This is a genomic window from Psychrobacillus sp. FSL K6-2836, assembly GCF_038003085.1.
Taxonomy (GTDB): Bacteria; Bacillota; Bacilli; order Bacillales_A; family Planococcaceae; genus Psychrobacillus.
The window spans coordinates 777,535-801,003 of sequence record NZ_JBBOOM010000001.1 but is presented as its reverse complement, the minus strand read 5'-3'; the positions used below and the strand labels follow the sequence as shown (position 1 = coordinate 801,003).

General features: G+C 36.4%; 23 protein-coding genes. 17 read left to right on the top strand and 6 right to left on the bottom strand.

Annotated elements, in window-relative coordinates:
* Nucleotides 1-407 precede the first annotated feature (407 nt).
* Nucleotides 408-1,877: an aminotransferase class I/II-fold pyridoxal phosphate-dependent enzyme gene (locus MKY37_RS03965; protein ID WP_340774004.1), complete on the bottom strand. Its 1,470-nt coding sequence runs from the start codon at nucleotides 1,875-1,877 to the stop codon at nucleotides 408-410.
* A gap of 137 nt (nucleotides 1,878-2,014) precedes the next feature.
* Between MKY37_RS03965 and MKY37_RS03960 the strand changes: the two genes are divergently transcribed.
* On the top strand, nucleotides 2,015-2,971 hold the full coding sequence (locus MKY37_RS03960; protein WP_340774000.1) for an NAD(P)H-dependent flavin oxidoreductase: 957 nt from the start codon (nucleotides 2,015-2,017) through the stop codon (nucleotides 2,969-2,971).
* 16 nt (nucleotides 2,972-2,987) lie between these two features.
* Nucleotides 2,988-3,257, top strand: a complete 270-nt coding sequence (locus tag MKY37_RS03955) for a UPF0223 family protein (RefSeq protein ID WP_340773998.1) — start codon at nucleotides 2,988-2,990, stop codon at nucleotides 3,255-3,257.
* A gap of 42 nt (nucleotides 3,258-3,299) precedes the next feature.
* Here MKY37_RS03955 and MKY37_RS03950 read toward each other — a convergent pair whose 3' ends face one another.
* On the bottom strand, nucleotides 3,300-3,929 hold the full coding sequence (locus tag MKY37_RS03950; RefSeq protein WP_340773997.1) for a YktB family protein: 630 nt from the start codon (nucleotides 3,927-3,929) through the stop codon (nucleotides 3,300-3,302).
* 157 nt (nucleotides 3,930-4,086) lie between these two features.
* On the opposite strand from MKY37_RS03950, the gene MKY37_RS03945 reads away from it, so the two are divergent.
* Nucleotides 4,087-4,284, top strand: a complete 198-nt coding sequence (locus MKY37_RS03945; protein ID WP_340773994.1) for a hypothetical protein — start codon at nucleotides 4,087-4,089, stop codon at nucleotides 4,282-4,284.
* A 104-nt stretch (nucleotides 4,285-4,388) separates the two neighbouring features.
* Nucleotides 4,389-5,195 carry an inositol monophosphatase family protein gene (locus MKY37_RS03940; RefSeq protein ID WP_340773991.1) on the top strand — a complete coding sequence of 269 codons (807 nt, stop codon included), beginning with the start codon at nucleotides 4,389-4,391 and terminating at the stop codon, nucleotides 5,193-5,195.
* A gap of 24 nt (nucleotides 5,196-5,219) precedes the next feature.
* Here the strand turns inward: MKY37_RS03940 and MKY37_RS03935 are convergent, their stop codons facing one another.
* Complete coding sequence (locus tag MKY37_RS03935; RefSeq protein ID WP_340773989.1) at nucleotides 5,220-5,405, bottom strand: YlaF family protein; 186 nt, start codon at nucleotides 5,403-5,405, stop codon at nucleotides 5,220-5,222.
* Between the two features lie 105 nt (nucleotides 5,406-5,510).
* Between MKY37_RS03935 and typA the strand changes: the two genes are divergently transcribed.
* The 3 genes from typA to MKY37_RS03920 all read left to right on the top strand — a co-directional run bounded on the left by typA (nucleotide 5,511) and on the right by MKY37_RS03920 (nucleotide 8,542).
* Complete coding sequence (typA, locus tag MKY37_RS03930; protein WP_090562966.1) at nucleotides 5,511-7,358, top strand: translational GTPase TypA; 1,848 nt, start codon at nucleotides 5,511-5,513, stop codon at nucleotides 7,356-7,358.
* A 21-nt stretch (nucleotides 7,359-7,379) separates the two neighbouring features.
* Nucleotides 7,380-7,706 carry a YlaH-like family protein gene (locus MKY37_RS03925; protein WP_340773986.1) on the top strand — a complete coding sequence of 109 codons (327 nt, stop codon included), beginning with the start codon at nucleotides 7,380-7,382 and terminating at the stop codon, nucleotides 7,704-7,706.
* A 101-nt stretch (nucleotides 7,707-7,807) separates the two neighbouring features.
* Nucleotides 7,808-8,542, top strand: a complete 735-nt coding sequence (locus tag MKY37_RS03920) for a DUF2935 domain-containing protein (protein WP_340773983.1) — start codon at nucleotides 7,808-7,810, stop codon at nucleotides 8,540-8,542.
* 162 nt (nucleotides 8,543-8,704) lie between these two features.
* Here MKY37_RS03920 and MKY37_RS03915 read toward each other — a convergent pair whose 3' ends face one another.
* Entirely contained in the window at nucleotides 8,705-8,908 is a 204-nt protein-coding gene (locus MKY37_RS03915) for a YlaI family protein (RefSeq protein ID WP_340773981.1), read from the bottom strand.
* Nucleotides 8,909-8,919: 11 nt separating this feature from the next.
* Complete coding sequence (locus MKY37_RS03910; protein ID WP_340773978.1) at nucleotides 8,920-9,417, bottom strand: peptidyl-prolyl cis-trans isomerase; 498 nt, start codon at nucleotides 9,415-9,417, stop codon at nucleotides 8,920-8,922.
* A gap of 177 nt (nucleotides 9,418-9,594) precedes the next feature.
* Here MKY37_RS03910 and MKY37_RS03905 point away from each other — a divergent pair, with 177 nt between their 5' ends.
* The 3 genes from MKY37_RS03905 to pyc all read left to right on the top strand — a co-directional run bounded on the left by MKY37_RS03905 (nucleotide 9,595) and on the right by pyc (nucleotide 14,559).
* Nucleotides 9,595-9,876, top strand: coding sequence for a YlaN family protein (locus MKY37_RS03905; protein ID WP_340773976.1), 282 nt, complete (start codon nucleotides 9,595-9,597; stop codon nucleotides 9,874-9,876).
* A gap of 66 nt (nucleotides 9,877-9,942) precedes the next feature.
* On the top strand, nucleotides 9,943-11,106 hold the full coding sequence (locus tag MKY37_RS03900) for an FtsW/RodA/SpoVE family cell cycle protein (RefSeq protein ID WP_340773974.1): 1,164 nt from the start codon (nucleotides 9,943-9,945) through the stop codon (nucleotides 11,104-11,106).
* A gap of 12 nt (nucleotides 11,107-11,118) precedes the next feature.
* Nucleotides 11,119-14,559, top strand: a complete 3,441-nt coding sequence (gene pyc / locus MKY37_RS03895) for a pyruvate carboxylase (RefSeq protein WP_340773972.1) — start codon at nucleotides 11,119-11,121, stop codon at nucleotides 14,557-14,559.
* Between the two features lie 385 nt (nucleotides 14,560-14,944).
* On the opposite strand, the gene MKY37_RS03890 is transcribed toward pyc, so the two are convergent.
* Complete coding sequence (locus tag MKY37_RS03890) at nucleotides 14,945-15,856, bottom strand: COX15/CtaA family protein (RefSeq protein WP_340773970.1); 912 nt, start codon at nucleotides 15,854-15,856, stop codon at nucleotides 14,945-14,947.
* A 321-nt stretch (nucleotides 15,857-16,177) separates the two neighbouring features.
* On the opposite strand from MKY37_RS03890, the gene cyoE reads away from it, so the two are divergent.
* The 7 genes from cyoE to MKY37_RS03855 all read left to right on the top strand — a co-directional run bounded on the left by cyoE (nucleotide 16,178) and on the right by MKY37_RS03855 (nucleotide 23,453).
* Entirely contained in the window at nucleotides 16,178-17,101 is a 924-nt protein-coding gene (gene cyoE / locus MKY37_RS03885; RefSeq protein ID WP_340773968.1) for a heme o synthase, read from the top strand.
* Between the two features lie 99 nt (nucleotides 17,102-17,200).
* Complete coding sequence (gene coxB, locus MKY37_RS03880) at nucleotides 17,201-18,283, top strand: cytochrome c oxidase subunit II (protein WP_340779838.1); 1,083 nt, start codon at nucleotides 17,201-17,203, stop codon at nucleotides 18,281-18,283.
* Nucleotides 18,284-18,317: 34 nt separating this feature from the next.
* The gene (locus tag MKY37_RS03875) at nucleotides 18,318-20,180 is read left to right on the top strand and encodes a cytochrome c oxidase subunit I (protein ID WP_340773966.1); all 1,863 of its coding nucleotides are present in this window, start codon (nucleotides 18,318-18,320) and stop codon (nucleotides 20,178-20,180) included.
* A gap of 2 nt (nucleotides 20,181-20,182) precedes the next feature.
* Complete coding sequence (locus tag MKY37_RS03870; protein WP_340773964.1) at nucleotides 20,183-20,809, top strand: cytochrome (ubi)quinol oxidase subunit III; 627 nt, start codon at nucleotides 20,183-20,185, stop codon at nucleotides 20,807-20,809.
* Between the two features lies 1 nt (nucleotide 20,810).
* Nucleotides 20,811-21,146, top strand: a complete 336-nt coding sequence (gene ctaF, locus MKY37_RS03865) for a cytochrome c oxidase subunit IVB (protein WP_340773962.1) — start codon at nucleotides 20,811-20,813, stop codon at nucleotides 21,144-21,146.
* Between the two features lie 902 nt (nucleotides 21,147-22,048).
* Nucleotides 22,049-22,960, top strand: a complete 912-nt coding sequence (ctaG, locus tag MKY37_RS03860) for a cytochrome c oxidase assembly factor CtaG (protein ID WP_340773960.1) — start codon at nucleotides 22,049-22,051, stop codon at nucleotides 22,958-22,960.
* A gap of 31 nt (nucleotides 22,961-22,991) precedes the next feature.
* A complete protein-coding gene (locus tag MKY37_RS03855) occupies nucleotides 22,992-23,453 on the top strand; it encodes a DUF420 domain-containing protein (protein ID WP_340773958.1) in 462 nt (153 codons plus the stop codon).
* The last annotated feature ends 16 nt before the right edge of the window (nucleotides 23,454-23,469 follow it).

The window sequence follows — 23,469 nt, the reverse complement described above, 5'->3', positions numbered from 1 at the left end:
AACAAATACACTAATAGAATGTAACATTTTATGGAAATTATAAAGAGGCCGGAACAGAAGTAGAAATTTTATTGGAAAAGGAGAAACTTTACTAAATAATGGATATTTAATAAAATTGATTGGAATGGAGGGGCGACTCCTACGGGAATAGCGTGACGCCTGAGACTACAGGCTCAGACCACGCCCGTGGAAAGCGTCCCTGGAATGGAAATCAACTTTGTGCACAGCAAAAAAACAGCATTTTTCTCACAAAGAAAAATGCTGTTTTGGGTTCTGGCCTAGCCGCTTCTTCGATTGACCAAAGAGCAAAAGTATAAGGGGGAGACCAACCGCCCATAAATGCCTGAATGGTTCAACTAACATTCAGGGTGGGATGATGCCCTCCACTGATTGAAGTTTCACCTTTTTTAAAATATCGCTTGATGTTCTTTAATGACGTGAATCATCTCAAGGGTGTCGTCTTCTGGACCTTGGACAGGTAGCCCTGCTTCAATGTTCATCGTTATATAATCTATATTACCTTGGGTAATTATTTCCCCGGGAATAAAAATTGGAATACCTGGTGGATAAACCATTACGAACTCAGCAGAGATACGTCCACTTGCGTCTTTTAGAGGAATAGATTCTGTAGCTGCGTAAAAAGCATCTCTAGGTGACATAGCAAGTCCTGGTATATCTGGCAGAGTAACAGATGGTTCTACGACGACTGCATCAGATTCGTGGGCAGCCACCATTCGTGAAAGAGCATTAACAAGTAAATTAACTTCTTTTTTTGTATCTCCAAGAGTAATCAAACATAGAATATTATATAAGTCTGAAAGCTCTACTTCTATATTTGCTTTTTCTCTTAACCAGATTTCCGCATCATACCCTGTCATACCTAAGTCTTTAACACTTATTAATAGTTTTGTTGGGTCCATATCATACGTAGCAGATGTTTGTAATATTTCTTCCCCTACACAACGAATATGGGGAATTGCATTAATACGTTTACGTGTGTCTTTTGCAAGTCGGATAGCATCCCCTATTAAATCCTCGCCATGAATAGCTAGTTGTCGTCTTGCAGTATCTAATGATGCTAGCAATGGATAGGAAGTGGAAGTTGTTGTTAACATGGACAAAATAGACTGCACACGCTTAGTAGAAACTAGGCCCTCTTTTACATTAAGAATAGAACTTTGAGTCATGGATCCACCTAATTTATGAACAGATGTTGCAGCCATATCAGCCCCAGCTTGCATTGCAGAAACGGGAAGTGAATCGTGAAAATGAATATGAACTCCGTGTGCCTCGTCTACAACAACAGGAATCCCTTTCTTATGCGAAAGCTCTACGATTCTTTTAAGATCCGCTGCTAAACCAAAATAGGTCGGATTAATAACTAGTAATCCTTTTGCATCTGGATGTGCCTCTAAAGCCTTTTCTACAGATTCTACAGATATACCGTGAGAGATTCCTAATTCTTTATCTACCTCTGGATGGATAAAAACTGGAATCGCGCCAGCAAACACAATTGCAGACATTATCGATTTATGAACATTTCGTGGAACAAGAATCTTATCTCCAGGTCCACAAATAGTAAGTATCATAGTCATTATTGCACCACTTGTCCCTTGTACAGAGAAAAATGTTTCATCAGCACCAAATGCTTCAGCTGCCAATTGCTGTGCTTGTTTAATAACACCTTTAGGTGAATGTAAATCATCTAAAGGAGCAATATTGATCAAGTCTATAGAAAGTACATTATCTCCAACGAACTCTCGAAATGCAGGGTCCATCCCTTTCCCTTTTTTATGTCCAGGAATGTGAAACTGGATTGGATGACGATTTCGATGCTTTAATAATGCATCGAATAATGGAGTTTCTAATTGTGACAACGTTCATACCACCTCTAGTTAAAATTTATAAAACAAAAGAAATTATAGCACTTCAATAGCCGTAATACTATCAAAATCATTGTAATTTGTATCATTAGATTAAAATCATTAAACTATTATAAAAGGAGGGGGAAAGAATGTCTTTTCATACAAGGGTTACAGAATTATTAGGGACGAAGCTTCCAATTGTTCAAGGAGGGCTTGCTTATTTAGCTTATTCTGATTTATGTGCAGCTGTTTCAAACGCAGGAGGTTTAGGACAGGTAACTGCCATGAGTTTAAAGACACCAGAAGAATTACGGCAAGAAATATATAAAGTAAGAAAGTTAACGGACAAACCTTTTGGTGTAAATTTTGCAATTGGTCAGACTGGGAGACCTTATGAACATATGTTACAAGTGGCTATAGAAGAAGAGGTTCCGGTAATATCAATGACTGGAGGAAATCCAGCTCCTATATTAGAAAAACTCGCTAATACCTCGATTAAAAAGCTAGTGCTTGTTGCTGCTAAACGACAAGCTCAAAAGGCAGAGCAGCTTGGAGCTGATGCAGTTATGGTAGTGGGACATGAAGGTGGAGGGCATCTTGGAAGAGATGATGTCGGATCTATCGTTTTAATCCCTCAAGTAGTGGATGCTGTGTCTATACCTGTCATTGCTTCTGGTGGTATCGCAGATGGACGGGGATGGATGGCTGCTCATGCACTTGGAGCAGAAGGGGTTGAAATGGGTACAAGATTCATCGCTACAAAAGAATGTGTGCATGCTTCACCTGCTTATAAAACTTCATTAATAAATAGCGGAGAAATGGACACTGTAATTATAAAGAAAACTATTGGTGCTCCTGCAAGAGCTATAAAAAATAGTTGGACAGATTCAATTTTAAGTATTGAAAGTGATAATCCAACATATGATGCTCTTAAGGACTATATTAGTGGTGAAGCGAATAAGCAGTTCATTTACGAAGGTAACGAAGAAAAGGGATTTGGTTGGGCAGGTCAGTCAGTAGGGTTCATAAAGGATATACCTACCGTACAAGAATTATTCGATCGCATGGAAATGGAAGCAATAGACATACGAAATAAGTGGAAATAAAAGGAGGCAGTATCAGATGGAATACACATACCCTTTTTCATTGGATTGGTCGACAGAAGAAATAGTGGATGTAGTGCAATTTTTTGAAGCGATAGAAAAAGCATATGAAAATGGTATCAAACGAGAAGAACTAATGAAAAGATACCGGAGATTTAAAGAAATAGTACCTTCTATTGCAGAAGAAAAATCTTATTTTCGTGAATTTGAAAAAGAAAGTGGTTATGTAAGTTTCCCTATTATTAAAAAGATGAAAGAACAATCGGATAGTGCCATTATCAAGGGTTAAAAAATACCTCCTATACCATAATGTGTATAGGAGGAAAAAATTTTATTTCATTTTGATCATTGTTTTATATATTGGCAATAAATTATCAAATGTCTCTTCTACAAGTTTTAAGAACTCTTCCTCGGAAAGCTGTACAGCTTCTTCTTTGTTAATATGACGACCTACTAAAAATTCTGCTTTTTTTACATCTTTTAAACGCACGAGTAAGTGCTCAAGACCTACTTTCTTTTCCTTTTTTAACAGCGAGGCTTCTGGCTTCATATGATCTCCAGAAATGATAAAGTCGGCAGGTAATTTGTTAAATAATGCTTTTTTCTTTAATAATCGCTCAGCAATGGCTACTTTATCGGGTGCCTCATAAATAACCGCTAATATGATAAAAGCATGGCTACCCCATAATCCTATTTGGAAGTGAGGTAGGGCTTTGTATCCCCTCTTATAAGGTGCAAATGCGACCCAGCTATCCTTTGGGGGATTAACCGACCGTCTTGCATGCTTTGCTACATGGGGATAATATTCTTGTCCAAGTAGTGTAGAAAAATACTGACTATAATGATTGCCTAGCTCCTCGAATTTAGGTCTAACTTTTTCGATCAATCCAGCCATTCTGTTTTCAAGTCCATCTATTTGAAAGACATTAAAATCTTCTTCAGTCCAAAATGTTTTGCTCATATGTAAACTCCTTTCAACTTCTATGTTTATTTTATAGGAATTTTGGGTAAAAATCTTGTAAGTAGTATTTTTCAGTAGACATTATTTATATGGTAGCATATTTTATTATAAAGAATCTTCTGAATATTACGATATAAAAAAAGAAGGGGTGGTAGTGATGAGACAGGTAGTGCATATTATTCGTAAAGAAGACTTGGAAAAAGGAAAAATTCAAACATTAAAAATGGAGTTAGATTATGAGTTGGCAACTTTATTTGACGCAATGACGAGTAAAAATGAAAAAGAAATAAGTGCTTCTAAAACCCGGTTAGCTGAAATTCACCAGCTTTTGGAGGAACTCAATGCTCTCGATTAATGTTCCAATTATAGGAGTACCTTAAAAAACACCTGCTAATGATAAGACAGCCGGTGTTTTTTTCTTTATACTAAAAGCATAGTTGTTAAGAAGGGGTGGGACGATTGGATATACACAAACTTGATACATACGCAAAGTCGTTAATAAAGGAAGCGGCATATAACATAAAAACTTCATTGTCTTCTGAACTCATTATTGAATCGAAGTCAGAGGCAAATGACCTAGTTACTAATATTGATAAAGAGACGGAACAATTTTTTATCAAGCATATAAAAGCAGATTTTGCAGGGCACCGAATATTTGGAGAAGAAGGATTTGGTGATGACATAAAGGATTTAGACGGCTATGTATGGTTACTTGATCCGATAGATGGTACAACAAATTTCATTCACCAAAAACAAAATTTTGCTATATCATTGGGAATATATAAGGATGGGGTTGGTATCCTAGGGTATATATATAATGTGATGGAGGATACTCTGCTAAGTGGTTCCTTAAATGGTGGTGCTTACCTTAATGATAAGCGTTTGCCGAAGTTACACGCTTCCTCAGTTGAGGAGGCAGTCGTTGGCATAAATGCAAGATGGGTAGTGCCAAATAGATATGTACAGGATGAAGGGATGGTGAAATTACTTAAAACCGTCAGAGGTACTAGATCACTTGGGTCAGCAGCAATCGAAATATCGTATGTAGTCACTGGAAGGTTAGATGCCTATATTTCTATGCGGTTATCACCCTGGGATGTAGCTGGTGGAATGGTATTAGCAAAAGAGGTCGGGGCAATTGTTACGAATTTAGCATTTGAACATCTAGATTTACTAGATGCTGATAGCTTTATCGTTTCTAAACCAGGATTACATGAACAATTATTGACAGATTATATTCAATTAAAACAAACTCCAGCAAAATAAACTTTGCTGGAGAGGATTAGGTATTTATAGCAAACCTGCGTCACGCATTTTTTTCTTTGTTTTGAAACCAAATCCCATAATAACGAACAATAAAATAAGGAATACAAAAATAAGTGGAATATTCCGCAGTGCAATAGCAATTCCGATAAGTGCCATTGATAAAATCGCACCTAGGGAATATAGTGCGAAAATCCATTTAATATTAGCCAAAATGATTACCTCCAAAAATAAATGATAAAAAATAATATTACTTTAGTTTCACTTGTGATATAATAACACAGTTATGGACTCGAAAAAAGAATATGGAGTGGAAATATGACAAATATACGTCAAGATTTAAGAAACATTGCAATTATAGCACACGTTGACCATGGGAAAACGACATTAGTCGACCAATTATTAAAACAGTCAGGTACTTTTCGTACTAATGAACATGTTGATGAGAGAGCCATGGACTCGAATGATATAGAGCGTGAACGCGGTATTACAATTTTAGCAAAAAACACTGCAGTCAATTATAATGGGACACGTATTAACATCCTTGATACGCCTGGACATGCTGACTTCGGTGGAGAAGTAGAACGTATTTTAAAAATGGTAGATGGCGTTTTACTTGTTGTCGATGCCTATGAAGGGTGTATGCCACAAACACGTTTTGTATTGAAAAAAGCGTTAGAACAAAAATTAACACCAATCGTAGTAGTAAACAAAGTAGATAAAGATTCAGCTCGTCCATTAGAGGTAGTAGATGAAGTTCTAGAATTGTTTATTGAATTAGGTGCAGATGAAGACCAGCTAGAATTCCCAGTTGTTTATGCTTCAGGTGTAAATGGGACTGCTTCTTTAAATGATGATCCTTCTAAACAAGAAGAAGATATGAAATGTCTATTCGAAATGATTATCTCAGCGATTCCAGCACCAATTGATAACTCTGATGAGCCATTACAATTCCAAGTAGCACTACTAGATTACAATGACTATGTTGGGCGTATCGGTATTGGTCGTGTATTCCGTGGGACAATCGAAGTTGGGCAACAAATTTCATTAATGAAATTAGACGGTTCTGTTAAGAACTATCGTGTTACAAAATTATTCGGTTTCTTCGGTTTAAAACGCGAAGAAATTCAATCGGCTAAAGCTGGAGATTTGATCGCGGTGTCAGGTATGGAACAAATCAACGTTGGTGAAACAGTATGTCCTACAGATCACCCTGATGCGTTAACTCCGTTACGTATTGATGAGCCAACTCTACAAATGACATTCTTAGTGAATAATTCTCCTTTTGCTGGACGCGAAGGTAAATGGGTTACTTCACGTAAAATTGAAGAGCGCCTACGTTCTCAACTAGAAACGGATGTTTCACTACGTGTTGAAGATACAGAATCTCCAGATGCATGGACTGTTTCTGGTCGTGGAGAGCTTCATTTGTCGATTTTAATCGAAAACATGCGTCGTGAAGGTTACGAGTTACAGGTTTCTAAACCAAAAGTTATTATCCGTGAAATTGATGGTAAAAAATGCGAGCCAATCGAAAGAGTGCAAATTGACGTGCCAGAAGACGCTGTAGGCTCTATTATTGAATCAATGGGTACACGTAAAGGTGAAATGATTGACATGGTCAACAATGGTAATGGCCAGGTTCGTCTAATTTTCATGGTGCCAGCTCGTGGATTGATTGGATATACTACAGAATTCATGTCCTTAACTAAAGGTTTCGGTATCATTAACCATACGTTTGATAGCTATCAACCAGTAGTTTCCGGTCGTGTTGGAGGACGTCACCAAGGTGTTCTTGTATCAATGGAAACTGGTAAAGCAACAACTTATGGTATGATGCAAGTGGAAGATCGCGGGACATTATTCCTTGAACCAGGTACTGAGATTTACGAAGGTATGATCGTTGGGGAAAATACTCGTGATGCTGATATCACTGTTAATATAACGAAAATGAAACAAAAAACTAACATCCGTTCAGCTAATAAAGACCAAACTAATGTTATTAAAAGACCTCGTATTTTGACACTTGAGGAAGCTATTGAGTATTTAGGTGATGATGAGTATCTAGAAATTACACCTGAGTCTATTCGTTTACGTAAACAAATTCTAGAGAAGAATGAACGTGAACGTGTTACGAAGAAAAAGAAAAATGCAGAACTTGAATAGAAACTGAAAGGGTGAATAACCTTGGAGGAAAAGCAATTCGTATTTGGTAGAATGTCTAGTATAGCGAGATATATTTATGAGGTTATGCCAAATTTCGATATAGCTGGTTATGTGCTATTTGTTTTAATTTTCTTGCTTTCTGTGCTTGTGTACAAGCTTGGATTTGCAAAGAAATTGCGTTTTAGTCAAAATGTTGTTATTTACGTATTTTTGTTATTAGGTTGTTTGATGTTGACGTTCCTCGCATTTTTCCTTCCTGTTGTGGAAGGGTTAATCGTGGCAGCATTGATTTTAATTATTTACAAAATACGCTTACGACTTGAGAAAAGACAAAGCTCGACTACTTAAATGTAGTCGGGCTTTTTACATATAATCCTTTGTACCTTGCATATACTTTAATAATGTAAAAAGGGGGATTTTAACTGGCGAAAACGTTCCAAGAATCCGCATTGTACGAACTTCATTTTTGGTTACAAATATTGGGAGACCACGCTAGATTTATCCATGATTCATTGGCTCCAAGTGAGAGAGAGAAAATTGAGGCAGCAAGTTCTTTTATTAAACGGTTTGACCAATTGCTAAAAATTTCAAAAAACAATTTAACTAATGAGGATATTATTACGTTAGTCCAAAAATCCAAAGTAGCTAGTGAAAAGATTCGAGCTTTTAAATTATGGATAATAAAAGACCATTTAGTTGGGGAAATAAAGATTTCCCTGCCACCTTCGTTCATCAATCATATGGTAAATGAAGTAGAGGAAGCCATCAGGGTGTTCTCTTATTTAGAGAAAGGTCAAGACATTCCAGATGTACATCCTTTGCATCATGATTTACTATGGCTAATTGATGCTGCAGGCCATGCTGGTGCAATTGATGCAGACCTGGACAGAGTCGAGAAGCAACTGAAAGAAAAAGGGCAGCAATTTATGAAAGAGTGGGAGGACTTTTATTTAAAAGCAGTAGAATTAGCAGGCTTTTTAAGAGCAAATGTTGATAAATTCCCGGCATTAGACAAATTCCATGATGATATAGAATTAGAAATGACTATTTTTAAAGAGTTCCTAAGGGAACTGGAAGAAATGAAGCTCAAAAAAGAAGTATTAGGAACCTTTACACCGCTTATGGCTGACCACATGACTAGGGAAGAAACATACTATTTAAGAAAGATAGAGCTAGTGTCTTAAAAAAACATATAAAAATAAAAAAACCTCACGAATCGTGGAGGTTTTTTGTGTATAAAACATCAATTTGCTGAAAAGTTTGCCTAAATTCCATTTTCAATTAGTGGGGGATAAAGAAAATCCCCACTGTTTAAAGTTCACTTTTTCTCCTAAAAAAGCTACATACTAAAATTCGTTTTCAATCAATCGTGAACTCTTATAAAAAATGAACTTCCCGGTTGCAAGTCGGCTATTGGTTCTTTCTTCAATACGATCGTGACACTCTGGGCACATATACGTGTGAATTGGGCGATTTCTGAGCTTCTTAGCCAGTGGGAGATCATCTGGGAGTTCATCAATTCTATCACAAATAGCACATTGTACTTTCATCTATACATCTCCTATTCTACACGGAACGCTGTGACAAATTTTACCGGAGTATTAATATTTGATCCATCTTTTTTCAATACATGTACAGGACCATCTGCGCGGAGTGGTTTACCTTTATGACTAAACTTCAATAATAGTGTTTCTAAATCTTCTAAAGAAAATATATGTTCACCCTCTGTTGTTTCAACCACTACTCTTGTTGCGTTTGGCAGAGGCTCAGAATTTAGGATAAATGGTTTCATGTCAATTCCGAAAGTACTTGTAAGTGCTTTTGTTCGTTCATATTTTTTTTCTGTTTGTAAAGTTGGTGGATTTGTAGATCCTTCAATGATTTCACGTGACCAATGAGCTGATGTGACTTTTGTATACTCTTCTAGCTCATCTTTGTACTCATATTCACCAGAAAAAAACTCATCCAAATCGATTTTACGATCATCGAAAATCCAAACGGTAGGGTCTAACGTAATATTAAATTTAACTGCACCTTTAACTGGTATGATAAGTTCCAACAAAATTGCCTCCTCTAAACTATCTAATCTTAATAAGTATACCTTTAAATTGATAAGTTCTAAAGAATATTTAACTATTTCCATAAGTTAAATGAGAGAACACTTGCAATTTTCCTGTTCAAAAGATACACTTTAGGGAGATAAATAATTAGAAATAATAAAAATGGGGGCGTCCTCATGGATACTAATATACAAATTTCGTATCAAGAAAAGGCATTAGAGCTTTTGAAAAAAGATGCAGAAAAGATTGCGCAGCTTATAAAAGTGCAGATGGATAACTTAACGATGCCTCAATGCCCTCTTTATGAAGAGGTTTTAGACACACAAATGTTTGGATTATCACGTGAAATAGATTTTGCGGTTAAACTTGGTCTTTTAGAGAAAAGTGAAGGAAAAGAGATTATCGCTTCTCTTGAAAAAGAATTATCCGTTTTACATGAGATTCATACAGAAAAATAATTATAAAACTCAAACAAACTATCTGTTTGAGTTTTTTTTCTATATAAAGAAACAGAGGTAAAATACATGATTTCATATTTAAAACGTTATGCAAGAAACTTTGACTACCCATTATTTTTTGTCTACTTAGCTTTATGCTTTTTTGGTTTGGTAATGATTTATAGCGCAAGTATGGGCTGGGCAGTAATGAATTACGGATGGGAGCCAGATCATTTTTTCAACAAGCAAAAATCAAATTTATTACTTTGTATTCCAGTATTCTTCGTAACCGCCTTTTTTCCTTATAAGCATTATAAAAATAAAGCAATGATGCAACTGATGCTTCTTGTTATGTTTACACTTTTGTTTTTAGTACATATTATCGGAGTCGGTGGAGAAAGTGGTTCCCAAAGTTGGATCGACTTAGGTTTTAACTTACAACCATCGGAAGTTGCAAAACTAGTAATAGTTTTATATTTCGCCGGAATATTTGCAAAAAAATCTGAAAATGGTACATTAGATAAATTAAATGAATCCGTTGGTCCACCTTTACTCGTACTATTTTTTGTTTTCGTATCAATCATGATGGAAACAGATGTTGGGAATACAATGATTATTAGTTTCGTAGCTATTTCAGTAATTGCAGCTAGCGGAATTAAATTTAAATCATTTTCCAAAATAATCGGATTAATTGGTATAGTTATAATTGCGGGACTATTTGCTATCTATATGATGAAAGATGCATTATTGACTCCCCATCGAAGAGGAAGATTAGAAGCATTTTTCAATCCTTTTGATTACGAACAAGGATATGGATATCAAATTGTAAATGGTTATATTGCTATTGGATCAGGTGGTTTAACAGGCTTAGGTTTAGGGAATTCCAATCAGAAATATGGATATTTGCCCGAACCACATACTGATTTCATAATGGCTATCATAGCAGAAGAACTAGGTCTTATCGGTGTATTAATTGTTTTATGTGGATTGTTCTTTATAGTATTTAAGGCTATTAATATTGCTTTATCTACAAAGGATCCCCAAGCCCGTATGATTGCTGCGGGTATTGGTAGTATTATAGGGTTTCAAACATTTATAAACTTAGGAGGAATGCTTGGAATTATCCCGCTGACCGGGGTACCACTTCCATTTATAAGCTACGGGGGTACTTCTATTATTATTTTATCGGCAGCCATTGGGATATTGATGAACGTTTCTATGTTCGTGAAGCATGAAAAAAATAGACAATAAGGGGTGCATGAGATGAGAAAGATTAAAAAGATAGTAGTTGCGAACAGAGGGGAAATAGCAATACGAATTTTTCGAGCATGTACAGAGTTAAACCTTCGAACAGTAGCGATATACTCTAGAGAGGATAGTGGTTCGTTTCACCGATTTAAATCCGACGAGTCCTATTTAGTTGGAGAAGGTAAGAAACCAATTGATGCTTACTTAGATATTGAGGATATTATTCGAATTGCAAAAGAAAGCAAAGCCGATGCAATCCATCCTGGGTATGGTTTTCTTTCGGAAAATGTAGATTTTGCGAAAAGATGTGAAGAGGAAGGAATTATCTTCATCGGTCCTACCTCTGTGCATTTAGACATGTTTGGTGATAAAGTGAAAGCTCGTGAACAAGCAGTACTTGCAGGTATACCCGTTATTCCGGGGAGTGATGGTCCATTAGATACTGTTGAAGAGGTACGTGCATTTGGGAAAGCTCACGGGTATCCTTTAATGATTAAAGCTTCCTTAGGCGGTGGCGGTCGTGGAATGCGCGTCGTTCAATCTGAAGATGAGCTTGAAAGTGCATATGAACGTGCTAAATCAGAGGCGAAAGCTGCTTTTGGTTCAGATGAAGTATATGTTGAGCGTTGTATTTTCAAACCTAAACATATTGAAGTTCAAATCCTTGGAGATACGCAAGGGAATTTAATCCATTTATATGAACGTGATTGTTCTATTCAAAGAAGACATCAAAAGGTTGTGGAGATAGCACCTTCCAATTCTCTAAATTCAGAATTGCGCGACAAAATATGTGGAGCAGCTGTCCAATTAATGAAAAATGTATCCTACATAAATGCTGGAACAGTAGAATTTTTAGTGACAGATGATGAATTCTTTTTTATTGAAGTAAATCCACGTATTCAAGTGGAGCATACGATTACAGAGATGATCACCGGTGTAGATATCGTACATGCACAGATTAAAATAGCTGATGGTATAGCACTTAATAGCGAAGAAATGGGAATTCCAAGTCAGGATAACATACCGTTATTTGGCTTTGCGATTCAATCCCGTGTAACAACGGAGGATCCATTGAATAACTTTATGCCTGACACAGGTAAATTGATGGTTTATCGCTCTGGTGGTGGATTCGGCGTACGCTTAGATGCAGGTAACGGTTTCCAAGGGGCTATCATTACACCTTACTATGATTCTTTATTGGTGAAGGTTTCTACTTGGGGTATGTCTTTTAAAGAAGCTGCTGCTAAAATGGACAGAAACTTACAGGAATTCCGAATCAGAGGGATTAAAACGAACATCCCGTTTTTAGAAAATGTTGTAAAACATCAAAGCTTTATCTCTGGTCAATTCAATACGAGCTTCATCGATACAACTCCTGAATTATTTTTGTTCCCAAATCGTAAAGACCGAGGTACTAAACTATTAAATTATATAGGAAATGTTACAGTTAATGGTTTCCCAGGTATTGAGAAAAAGTCTAAACCTATTTTTGGCGCAACTAGAACACCTAAATTTGATCTGAGTGTTGTACCTCCAGCAGGTACAAAGCAAATTCTAGATGAGCAAGGTGCCGATGGCGTGGTTAAATGGGTGAAAGAACAACAAGGTGTCTTGCTTACTGACACAACTTTCCGAGACGCTCACCAATCATTATTAGCAACAAGGGTCCGTTCTTACGATATGTTTGGAATTGCGAAAGAATCTGCGCAAGGTATGCATGATTTGTTCTCTTATGAAATGTGGGGTGGGGCAACTTTTGACGTTGCATACCGTTTCTTAAAAGAAAACCCGTGGGATCGTTTGTTGAAAATGAGACAAATGATTCCAAACGTATTATTCCAAATGTTATTCCGTGGTGCCAATGCAGTAGGATACAAAAATTATCCGGACAATGTTATAAAAGAGTTTATACAAAAGTCTGCTGAAGCTGGTATTGATGTATTCCGAATTTTTGATAGCCTAAATTGGATAAAAGGAATGGAAGTTGCAATAGATGCAACTAGACAATCCGGTAAAATCGCAGAAGCGGCTCTATGTTACACTGGAGACATTTTAGATGACTCTAGAGACAAATACACGGTACAGTACTACAAAGAAATGGCAAAAGAATTAGAAAGCGCTGGGGCGCATATTTTAGCGATTAAGGATATGGCTGGGCTATTAAAACCAGAAGCAGCTTATCGTTTAGTAAGCGAGTTGAAAAGTACGGTTGATATCCCAATTCATCTTCATACACATGATACTAGTGGTAACGGTGTATTTACGTATGCAAAAGCAATTGAAGCAGGAGTAGATATTGTGGATACTGCATTAGGTGCGATGGCGGGCTTAACTTCGCAACCAAGCGCAAGTAGTTTAAGTTATGCACTAAAAGGTTCAAATAGAGAGGTTATTGGAAATATCGAGGCATTCGAAAAAATCTCTTATTATTGGGAAGATGTTCGTAAATATTATCAAGACTTTGAAAGTGGCATGATGAGTCCTCATACTGAAATCTATGTTCATGAGATGCCTGGTGGACAATACAGTAATCTTCAGCAGCAATCAAAAGCGGTTGGACTTGGAGAACGTTGGGAAGAAGTAAAAGAGATGTATTCTCGTGTAAACCTATTGTTCGGTGATGTGGTGAAAGTTACACCTTCATCTAAAGTAGTTGGGGATATGGCTTTATTCATGGTACAAAATAATCTAGATGAAGTTTCTGTCATTACGAGAGGGAAAACAATCGATTTTCCAGATTCTGTTATAGAGTTTTTTGAAGGATATATTGGACAACCTTACGGAGGATTCCCACAAGAATTACAAAAAGTAATCCTAAAGGATCGTCAAGCAATTACAATTCGTCCAGGTGAATTATTGGAGCCTGTGGACTTCGAGGAAATTAAAGAAATGCTATTCCGTAAATTAGATCGACCTGTAACTAGTCAAGAGATTCTTGCTTACACTCTATATCCAAAGGTTTTTGAAGAATATAGTGAAACGGATAAAAACTTTGGTGATGTATCTGTATTAGATACACCAACTTTTCTTTACGGATTGAGATTAGGGGAAGAAATTGAAGTAGAAATCGAAGTCGGAAAAACGCTAATCATCAAGCTTGTATCTATAAGCGAGCCAACTCATGATGGAAACCGTATTATTTACTTCGAATTAAACGGTCAACCACGTGAAATTTCTATTCAAGATATAAATGTAGAAGTGAGTCATCTATCTAAACCGAAGGCTGATTTGACGAAAGAAGGTCATATTGGAGCAACAATGCCAGGTACCGTTCTAAAGGTGGCAATCTCTACAGGTAGCAAAGTAAAAAGAGGTCAACATCTCCTTATTACGGAGGCCATGAAAATGGAAACTACTGTACAAGCACCGTTTAATGGAGTTGTTAAAGAAATTCATGTAATTGCAGGAGAAGCTATCGCAACCGGTGATTTATTGATCGAGATGGAAAAAGAATAAACCAAAGGCTGTTAGATATTCTTATCTAACAGCCTTTTTTGAAGATTAAGAAAGCAAATAAAGTGTCCTGCGTACAACTAAAGAAGCGAAATAGCGAACGAAATTGCATCTACGAGAGCTTACTCATTGAATAAGAAAGTAGCTTATCTATACTTATGCAAAAACGCACTTACCTGCTTCTAAGAGTTGAAGGAGGGTGAGGGATAGACTAACTCCATAAAATTACCGAAAAAGAGAGGCTGGTTGTGAAGGACGTCACAACCAGCCTCTAAAAATTCAATCGGAAATAATATAGCTATCAAGTCTGTCTAAAGCCCGTCCAAAAATGATAGAAACAGGTTATAAACTTAAAGTAACGGAAGTATTATTGCCAGGTTTTTCTTATTTAATTGTTCATCTTACTTCTTGATAGTAATAGAATCATATAACATAACAAACCGAATAATAGAGATATAAATAAGGAATGGAGTAAAGCTACGTAAAGATTAAGTTTAGTCAACACGACTAACATTCCGGTAATTACTTGGCAGGATACTAATATTAAGGAAATGATCCATCCCCAGTAAATTGCCCGTTGATCTTTATAATTTCGCATTACATGAATTGCAATAATTAAAATCCAAATAAATATTAATCCAGCAGCAGCTCTATGCCCCATTTGTACCCACTCATATAAATTAGTGGGAAGAGCAAACTGGTTATTATTACATAATGGCCAGTCATTACATATAAGACTAGATTCTGTATGTCGGACTAACGCGCCGGTGTAAACGACAATATAAGAATAAAGTGTTACACCTATGGTATGGAACTTTAATGTTTTGCCGATTCTGATTTTATCTGTATCAAACTTTCGGTCAATCTCAAAAACTAATAAGGTCAGTAATAAAACGGACGCAAAGGAAATGAGAGATATCCCAAAATGCAGGGCCAATATAAAATCACCTTGTCCCCATTTTACCTGTGCCGCTCCTATCAATGCTTGAGCGACTAAGAAAAATACCGCCATTGCCGATAAGAACTTTGTTTCTCGAACATGTCCAAGAGCCTTCCATGCCCAAACAGCTAGAGCGACAATTAATATACCAACAGCCCCTGTAACTAAACGGTGTGAGAATTCAATCAATACTTCAGCTGTTATTACATCGGGTATAAGTTGTCCGTTACAGCCAGGCCAGTGTCTACCGCATCCCATCCCACTATCGGTTTTAGTAACTAATGCTCCTCCTAAAAGAATGAGCAGCATACCAACTGTAGATGCAACAGCTAACCATTTTAAATTTTTATGAATATGCAATACGCCACCTACTTTATGTATCTTGCTCGTCTTAAAAGACGGTATCTGCTTTTTGATGATATCGAATCACGAAGGAAAATACAATGTATAACCTTTAAACTAATAGGTAGAGTAATTGTTTTTCACAAATTGTTCATAAATTCGTACTCGAACATTCACAAACAATCTGCGTAAATGCTTTACTATTGATATGTTCTAAGTATATAAATGAGTATCTTAACTATTTATGCGAAAATTATCATTAACTGTAGAAATTACTAAAGATTTTCGTTATAGTAAAAGGTAGCGGAATATGCTTACAACTTTGAAAGGAGGGGCAGCATGTCAAATGGTCATTCAATAACCGCAACTAATGAGACTGAAACTGAACAGGTAAACACTACATTTTTTCAAGATTTTCTTTCACTCATTAAAATAGGTATAGTCAATTCTAACTTATTTACAACATTTGCTGGTATGTGGCTAGCATTTCAATTTACTGATCGAAACTTTCTTAGAGAGTTAGACATATTATTCTATACGCTTATAGGGTCTGGATTGATTATCGCGGGTTCTGCAGCTATGAATAATTTTATCGATCGTGATATAGATCCTGTCATGAAGAGCAAAAAAGGAAGACCAACAGTTACTGGACGGTTTAGTCCATCAGCCGTGCTTATAACTTCTTTTTCACTAATGATTGTAGGTGAAATATTATTATTTTTGGCCTCTACTTCAGCAGGAGTTTGGGGACTAGCAGGAATCATCAGTTACGTTGTGTTATACTCGATGTGGTCAAAACGAAAACATGTGAGTAACACAATAGTTGGTAGTATATCCGGTGCAATACCGCCCGTGATTGGATGGGCAGCTGTTGAACCAAGTTTAGGTATTGGAGCACTTGCTTTATTCTTGATCATGTTTGCATGGCAGCCTCCACATTTTTATGCATTGGCGATGAAGCGTACGGAAGAATATCGTGCTGCAAATATTCCAATGCTACCAGTTGTAAAAGGTTTTAAACGTACAAAAGTGTCCATACTCTTATGGATTCTACTATTATTCCCATTACCATTTTTACTAATGGAATTGGGCGTAATATTTGTTGTTTTGGCAACGGTACTTAATCTGGGATGGTTATACTTTTCCATTAAAGGTTTCCGTGTGAAGGATGATATCAAATGGGCAACAGGAATGTTCATATATTCCTTAAACTATATGACGATATTATTCGTAGCTATAATTATTTTTTCTATCTTTATCTAATTGCTGGAATTCTTTCTTTAGTCAACAAGAATTCATATAAACAGAACCACAGTCCAAAGAAACATGAAAACAACTATGAAAGAGGGGTTTGATTTAGCTATGATGAGAGGGCTTAAAAAATGGCGACTTTTTTCACTGTTAGCAGCTCTAACGATTTTCTTATCGGGTTGTGGCGAAGAATACTTATCGACGCTTACACCTGCAGGACAAGTCGGAAGAGATCAATTTAACTTGTTATTACTATCTTCTGCTATTATGGCTTTAGTTATTATTGTAGTAGTAATTATTTATGTTGTTGCTCTAGTGAAATTCCGTCGTAAAAAAGTTGGGGAAGATGTTATTCCTAAACAAGTAGAAGGAAGTCATACGCTTGAGATAATATGGACAGTTATTCCAATTTTACTATTAATCGTTCTTGCTGTTCCAACTGTTTACTATACATATAAACATGCGGATGTAGCTGCAATGGATCAAGTCGATGAAGATGGAAACAAAACAAATGTAACTGTAAATGTTAAAGCAAGTCTTTATTGGTGGGAATTTGAATATCCGGATTTAGGAATTGTTACTGCTCAAGAGTTAGTAGTGCCTACGGATGAAAAAGTTTATTTCAATTTAAAAGCTGCTGATGTGAAACACTCCTTCTGGATTCCTACAGCTGGCGGTAAAATGGATACAAACGTAGAAAACGTTAACCAATTCTATTTAGAATTCGATGATGCATCTGCTAGTTTAGAGCAAGGTGTATTCTATGGTAAATGTGCTGAACTATGTGGACCGTCACATGCGCTTATGGATTTCAAAGTAAAAACCTTAGAACGTGAAGATTTTAACGCTTGGGTTGAAACAATGAAAACTAAAGAGCATGTAGCTGAAGGTGAACTTGCATCTCAAGGTGAAGAAATTTTCAATACTAGCTGTATCGCTTGTCACGCAACTTCAGGTGCTGGTTCAACTGGCGGAATGGGACCAAACTTAGCAACTTTTGGAGATCGCAATCGTGTTGCTGGATTTATGTCTCATGATGAAGAAAGCTTGAAAAATTGGATCAGTGATCCTCAAAAATACAAACCAGGTAACTTAATGCCTCAGCCAAAAACTATTAACGACGGCAAAGAGTTCAGTGAAGATCAATTAGATGCTCTTGCAGCATATCTAATGGGACTATCTGTAGAAAAATAAGTTCCACAGATAAATTATGAGGGAGGTTAAAGTTGTGAGTTCTATCGCAAAGAAAAAAGGCTTTGGCGCAACTCTATGGGACTATTTAACAACAGTAGACCATAAAAAAATTGCAGTCATGTACCTTGCTGCCGGCGGTTTGTTCTTCGTAATCGGTGGTATCGAAGCAATGCTTATTCGAATTCAATTAGCAAAACCAGATAATGATTTTGTTAGTGCGGGTCTATTTAACGAAATTATTACAATGCATGGTACAACTATGATATTCCTTGCAGCCATGCCTATATTATTTGGATTTATGAATGCTGTTATGCCACTTCAAATTGGAGCACGTGACGTAGCATTCCCATTTCTGAATGCGCTTGGTTTTTGGTTATTCTTGTTTGGTGGTATTTTCCTTAACCTATCTTGGTTTATGGGAGGAGCACCTGATGCAGGATGGACTTCTTATGCATCATTATCATTAGCATCACCTGGTCATGGTATTGACTTTTATGCTCTTGGGCTACAGATAGCCGGTGCTGGTACTTATATAGGAGGTATTAACTTCCTTGTAACAATTATTAATATGCGCGCTCCAGGTATGACGTATATGCGTATGCCATTGTTTACCTGGACTACATTTGTAGCTAGTGCATTGATTTTATTTGCATTCCCACCACTTACTATTGGATTATTCTTCTTAATCTTTGACCGTATGTTCGGTGGTAACTTCTTTGACCATACAATGGGTGGTAATACGATTATTTGGGAGCATTTATTCTGGATTTTCGGGCATCCTGAAGTATATATATTAATATTACCTGCTTTTGGTATATTCTCTGAAATATTCGCCTTATTCTCACGTAAACGTTTATTTGGATACTCGTCTATGGTCTTTGCAACTGTATTAATCGGTTTCTTAGGATTCATGGTTTGGGCTCACCATATGTTTACAGTTGGTTTAGGACCAACAGCTAATGCAATTTTCGCAGTTGCTACTATGGCAATCGCAGTTCCAACGGGTATGAAAATCTTTAACTGGCTGCTTACAATTTGGGGAGGAAGTATTAAAGTTACGACCCCAATGCTATACGCGTTAGGTTTCATCCCTTCATTCGTAGCTGGTGGGGTAACTGGTATTATGCAAGCAGCAGCTCCGCTTGATTACCAATTACATGATTCGTACTTTATCGTTGCCCATTTCCACTATGTAATCGTTGGAGGGGTAGTGCTAGCAATTTTAGCAGGAGTACACTTATATTGGCCGTTAATGTTCAATCAAATGTTAAATGAAACATTAGGTAAATGGACGTTCTGGTTCTTCTTTATTGGTTTCCACTGTACGTTCTTTATACAGCATTTCTTAGGACTTATGGGTATGCCTCGTCGCGTATTTACTTTCGGAGCAGACCAAGGTTGGGATACTTTCAACTTAATCAGTTCTGTAGGTGCTGCATTGATGGCAATTGGTGTAATAATACTAGTAATTAACATCATAATTACAGCCGTTAAGAACGAAAAAGTTGGAAATGACCCTTGGGAAGATGGACGTACATTGGAGTGGGCTATTCCACAACCGATTCCGTTCTATAATTTTAAACAAACGCCACTTGTTCGTGGTTTAGATACTTTCTGGATTGAAAAACAAGAAGGTAACAAAGAAGGTATGACATATGCAGAACCACTTTCTGATATCCATATGCCAAACAATTCTTTCATTCCTTTTGTTATGACAATTGGTTTGTTTATCGCAGCCTTTGGAGCACTATACAATGGTGAAAAAGATTGGGCAGTTCCAGTCATTGTTTTAGGTTTAGCAATTACAGTTGGGTCTATGGCTGTACGTTCGATTAAAGACGATCATGGATTTCATATTCACAAAGAAGATTTAATGAATGATGAAGGGGGTAAATAATTATGGACTTTAATAAAAAGTACTCCCCACAAACGTGGCCAGATCATCCTGAGCAAGTTACTTTAGAAGGTAAGAATAAATTTTTAGGTTTTTGGTTATTTCTAGGTGGAGAAACTGTACTATTTGCAAGTTTGTTTGCTACGTATTTAGCATTAAAAAACAAAGGTCCAAGTGGTATGACGTTCTCAACTGATACACTTTTTGAATTACCGTTAGTATTTGTTATGACGATGCTATTATTAACTTCTTCATTAACAAGTGTCTACGCAATGTATCACATGAAAAATCACAATTTCAGAGGTATGCAAACTTGGTTAGCTATAACAGTTCTTTTAGGATTAGCTTTCTTAGGTTTAGAAATTTATGAGTTTAATCATTATGTACATTTAGGTTTTACTTATGGACAAAGTGCTTTCTCATCTGCATTCTTTACGCTTGTAGGTACTCATGGATTGCACGTAGTAATTGGACTAGGATGGATTATTCTATTAATGTTACGTAATGCAAAACGTGGATTTAGTTTGTATAATGCACCAAAATATTATACTGCTTCTCTATACTGGCATTTTATTGATGTAGTGTGGGTATTCATCTTTACAGTAGTATACTTGATGGGAGTTGTTGGTTAATATGTCACACGACGCTCAAGTTTATGTGAGATCACAAACAGAATTTGAATATATTAAGCAAAAACGTAAAAAAGATATGCGTCACCAGGTTACAACTTTTGCGATTATGATATTCTTAACATTAATTGCTTTTACTGCTGTAGCTGCTGATTTTTCCGTATATTTAATAGTTCCAGTTATTTTATTGCTTGCTGGAGTTCAAGTAGTATTACAGCTTTACTACTTCATGCATATGAGTGAAAAAAATCATCAGGTAGCTGCATTTTTCTTATACAGCGCTTGTTTGATAGCTTTTACTTTCATCTTAACTTTCCTTACAATTATTTGGTGGGGTTAAACAACTTAAAGCCGAGACAAAGTTAATCACTTTGTCTCGGCTTTTTTTAGAAAGTATATAAAATTGTCTCGTGATCACTGGATTCATGGGGCTTTAAAGAACGAATAATCCTATGATTTCCGTTTCGCACAAAGGAACAAAGGCTAAGATTGCCACCTCGTGTGGAAACGCCTTCGTGACCAACATCCTGTTGGCCACAGCAGGGGGAGCTATGAACCATCACCGATGCTTAAGCGTCGATGTATGGTTCATCTGTCTTCTATCTCACTGATCCTGCCGGAGTCGCCACATTGCACTACAATCAATTATAGCTTAGTACTACAATAAAGGTTTTGACAAAGTATATCGCTTAGAAGATAAGATTGATCATATTTTAGAAAGTGATAAAATCGTTAATAATCGCTTATGAATTAGAAATGCTATTATTCAAAGATAGATGAAGACAATAATTTTTTTATGCTAGGGTCCTTTTCAACACTACTTATTTCCATAATTACTATGAATATAGGTGATATTGTATTCAATATCTGTTTACTATAAGTGGACATTGTTGATTGGGGCTTAGGGCGCAAATGTTTTTCTGCACCGAAAGCGAAGCGGCAGATGCATGAGCTGAAGACCATGGACTGAACCTAGCGAGAGAATCGTCTGAAGCCATGCCGGCGGAAAGCGTCTGACCGGAGCGGAAATCAACGGCATATCTATGTTTCTGTTCAGAAGGATCAGGCGTCTTTTTGGTCAGTTTTTCTTTAAAGAAAAGTAAGTTTATGCTTTTAAAATGTTAGAAAGAATCATTTAGAAGAGGAATTCTCGAAATACTTAATTGTCATAGTTCGTTCATTGAAGTTATTGGGCTCGACCTATATAATAAAGAAAGTTACCAAAAAGGAGCGATGATACTTATGCCTATAAGTATATTTGGATTCCAAGCATTATGGAGCCCTGTTATGATTGGAGTATTAGTGTTTTTAACTATTTTATATTTTTTAATAACAGTCAAATGGCGAAATGACTTTAAAGTATCGGAGCCACTGAAAAAGAAAGAGGTAGCTTACTTTCTAGTCAGCATAGTTCTTTTATATATTGTAAAGGGTTCCCCTGTGGATTTAATGGCACATATTATGTTTTCATTTCACATGGTCCAGATGGCTCTTTTATTGTTATTAGTTCCGCCGCTACTAATGAAGGGCATACCGTGGTGGGTATGGAAAGCTGTATTAGAATTACCAGCTGTTCGTAAGGTTTTTCCAGTACTAACAAAGCCATTACTTTCTCTAATTGTCTTCTCAGGATTGTTTTCCTTTTATCATATCCCTTTATTTTTCGATTATATCAAATTGGATGAAGGATTACATGGAACGTACACGTTTGTTTTATTCCTGTCTGCGCTTTTCATGTGGTGGTCTATAGTTGATATAGAGGGAGTTAGTCAACGTTTGCATGGGTTAAAAAAGATCGGCTTCATTATTGGAAGTGCAGTTTTAATAACACCAGCATGTGCGCTAATTATCTTCACTGGAACACCTTTGTATGATACGTACACAAATTCAGATACATGGCTAAAAGCGATGGAGCTATGTGTTCCAGCAAGTACACTAGCTGGACTATCATTAAGTGGACCTGAATTATTTTCTAATATGACACCTCTCGCAGATCAGCAACTAGGTGGGATACTGATGAAAATTGTACAAGAGATTATATATGCAGTATTCCTAATGTCAATTTTCTTCAAATGGTATAAAAATGAGCAGGACAACGCGGAAGAAATTACACAAAAAGCTCTAGATGATTTAAAAGTACAAGCTAATCTTTAAACTTAATAAAGTAATTCGAGGAGAATGATTGATGAATTTACCCGTTCTACCAACTATAAGTACATTTTTTATCGTATTAAGTGCTGTTTTAGTAGCGATTGGTTGGGCACTCATAAAACAAAAGAAAATTGAAGCCCATAAAAAAACAATGACTGCAGCTGCAATATCGGCTTTAATATTTTTCATCATCTATGCATCGCGAACTATTTTTATCGGGAATACAGCTTTTGGTGGACCAGCAGATATTAAAGTTTACTATACAGTCTTTTTAATATTCCATATTACATTAGCAACGACTGGTGCTATTTTTGGATTGGTAACTCTGTATTTAGGATATAAAAATAATATTCAAAAGCATCGTAAAATTGGACCAATTACAAGTGTTATATGGTTTTTTGTAGCAATAACAGGTGTTGCAGTCTATTTACTGTTATATGTATTTTATACAGGTGGAGAAACCACATCTGTAATAAAAGCAATAATAGGTGGATAAAACAAATCAAAAGCCA

Excerpts from the sequence above, each read along its gene's own strand:
- MKY37_RS03960 (WP_340774000.1), top strand. The coding sequence starts at position 2,015 with ATGTCTTTTCATACAAGGGTTACAGAATTATTAGGGACGAAGCTTCCA.
- MKY37_RS03955 (WP_340773998.1), top strand. The coding sequence starts at position 2,988 with ATGGAATACACATACCCTTTTTCATTGGATTGGTCGACAGAAGAAATA.
- MKY37_RS03950 (WP_340773997.1), bottom strand. The coding sequence starts at position 3,929 with ATGAGCAAAACATTTTGGACTGAAGAAGATTTTAATGTCTTTCAAATA.
- MKY37_RS03945 (WP_340773994.1), top strand. The coding sequence starts at position 4,087 with ATGAGACAGGTAGTGCATATTATTCGTAAAGAAGACTTGGAAAAAGGA.
- typA (WP_090562966.1), top strand. The coding sequence starts at position 5,511 with ATGACAAATATACGTCAAGATTTAAGAAACATTGCAATTATAGCACAC.
- MKY37_RS03915 (WP_340773981.1), bottom strand. The coding sequence starts at position 8,908 with ATGAAAGTACAATGTGCTATTTGTGATAGAATTGATGAACTCCCAGAT.
- MKY37_RS03905 (WP_340773976.1), top strand. The coding sequence starts at position 9,595 with ATGGATACTAATATACAAATTTCGTATCAAGAAAAGGCATTAGAGCTT.
- MKY37_RS03900 (WP_340773974.1), top strand. The coding sequence starts at position 9,943 with ATGATTTCATATTTAAAACGTTATGCAAGAAACTTTGACTACCCATTA.
- pyc (WP_340773972.1), top strand. The coding sequence starts at position 11,119 with ATGAGAAAGATTAAAAAGATAGTAGTTGCGAACAGAGGGGAAATAGCA.
- cyoE (WP_340773968.1), top strand. The coding sequence starts at position 16,178 with ATGTCAAATGGTCATTCAATAACCGCAACTAATGAGACTGAAACTGAA.
- coxB (WP_340779838.1), top strand. The coding sequence starts at position 17,201 with ATGATGAGAGGGCTTAAAAAATGGCGACTTTTTTCACTGTTAGCAGCT.
- MKY37_RS03870 (WP_340773964.1), top strand. The coding sequence starts at position 20,183 with ATGGACTTTAATAAAAAGTACTCCCCACAAACGTGGCCAGATCATCCT.
- ctaF (WP_340773962.1), top strand. The coding sequence starts at position 20,811 with ATGTCACACGACGCTCAAGTTTATGTGAGATCACAAACAGAATTTGAA.
- ctaG (WP_340773960.1), top strand. The coding sequence starts at position 22,049 with ATGCCTATAAGTATATTTGGATTCCAAGCATTATGGAGCCCTGTTATG.
- MKY37_RS03855 (WP_340773958.1), top strand. The coding sequence starts at position 22,992 with ATGAATTTACCCGTTCTACCAACTATAAGTACATTTTTTATCGTATTA.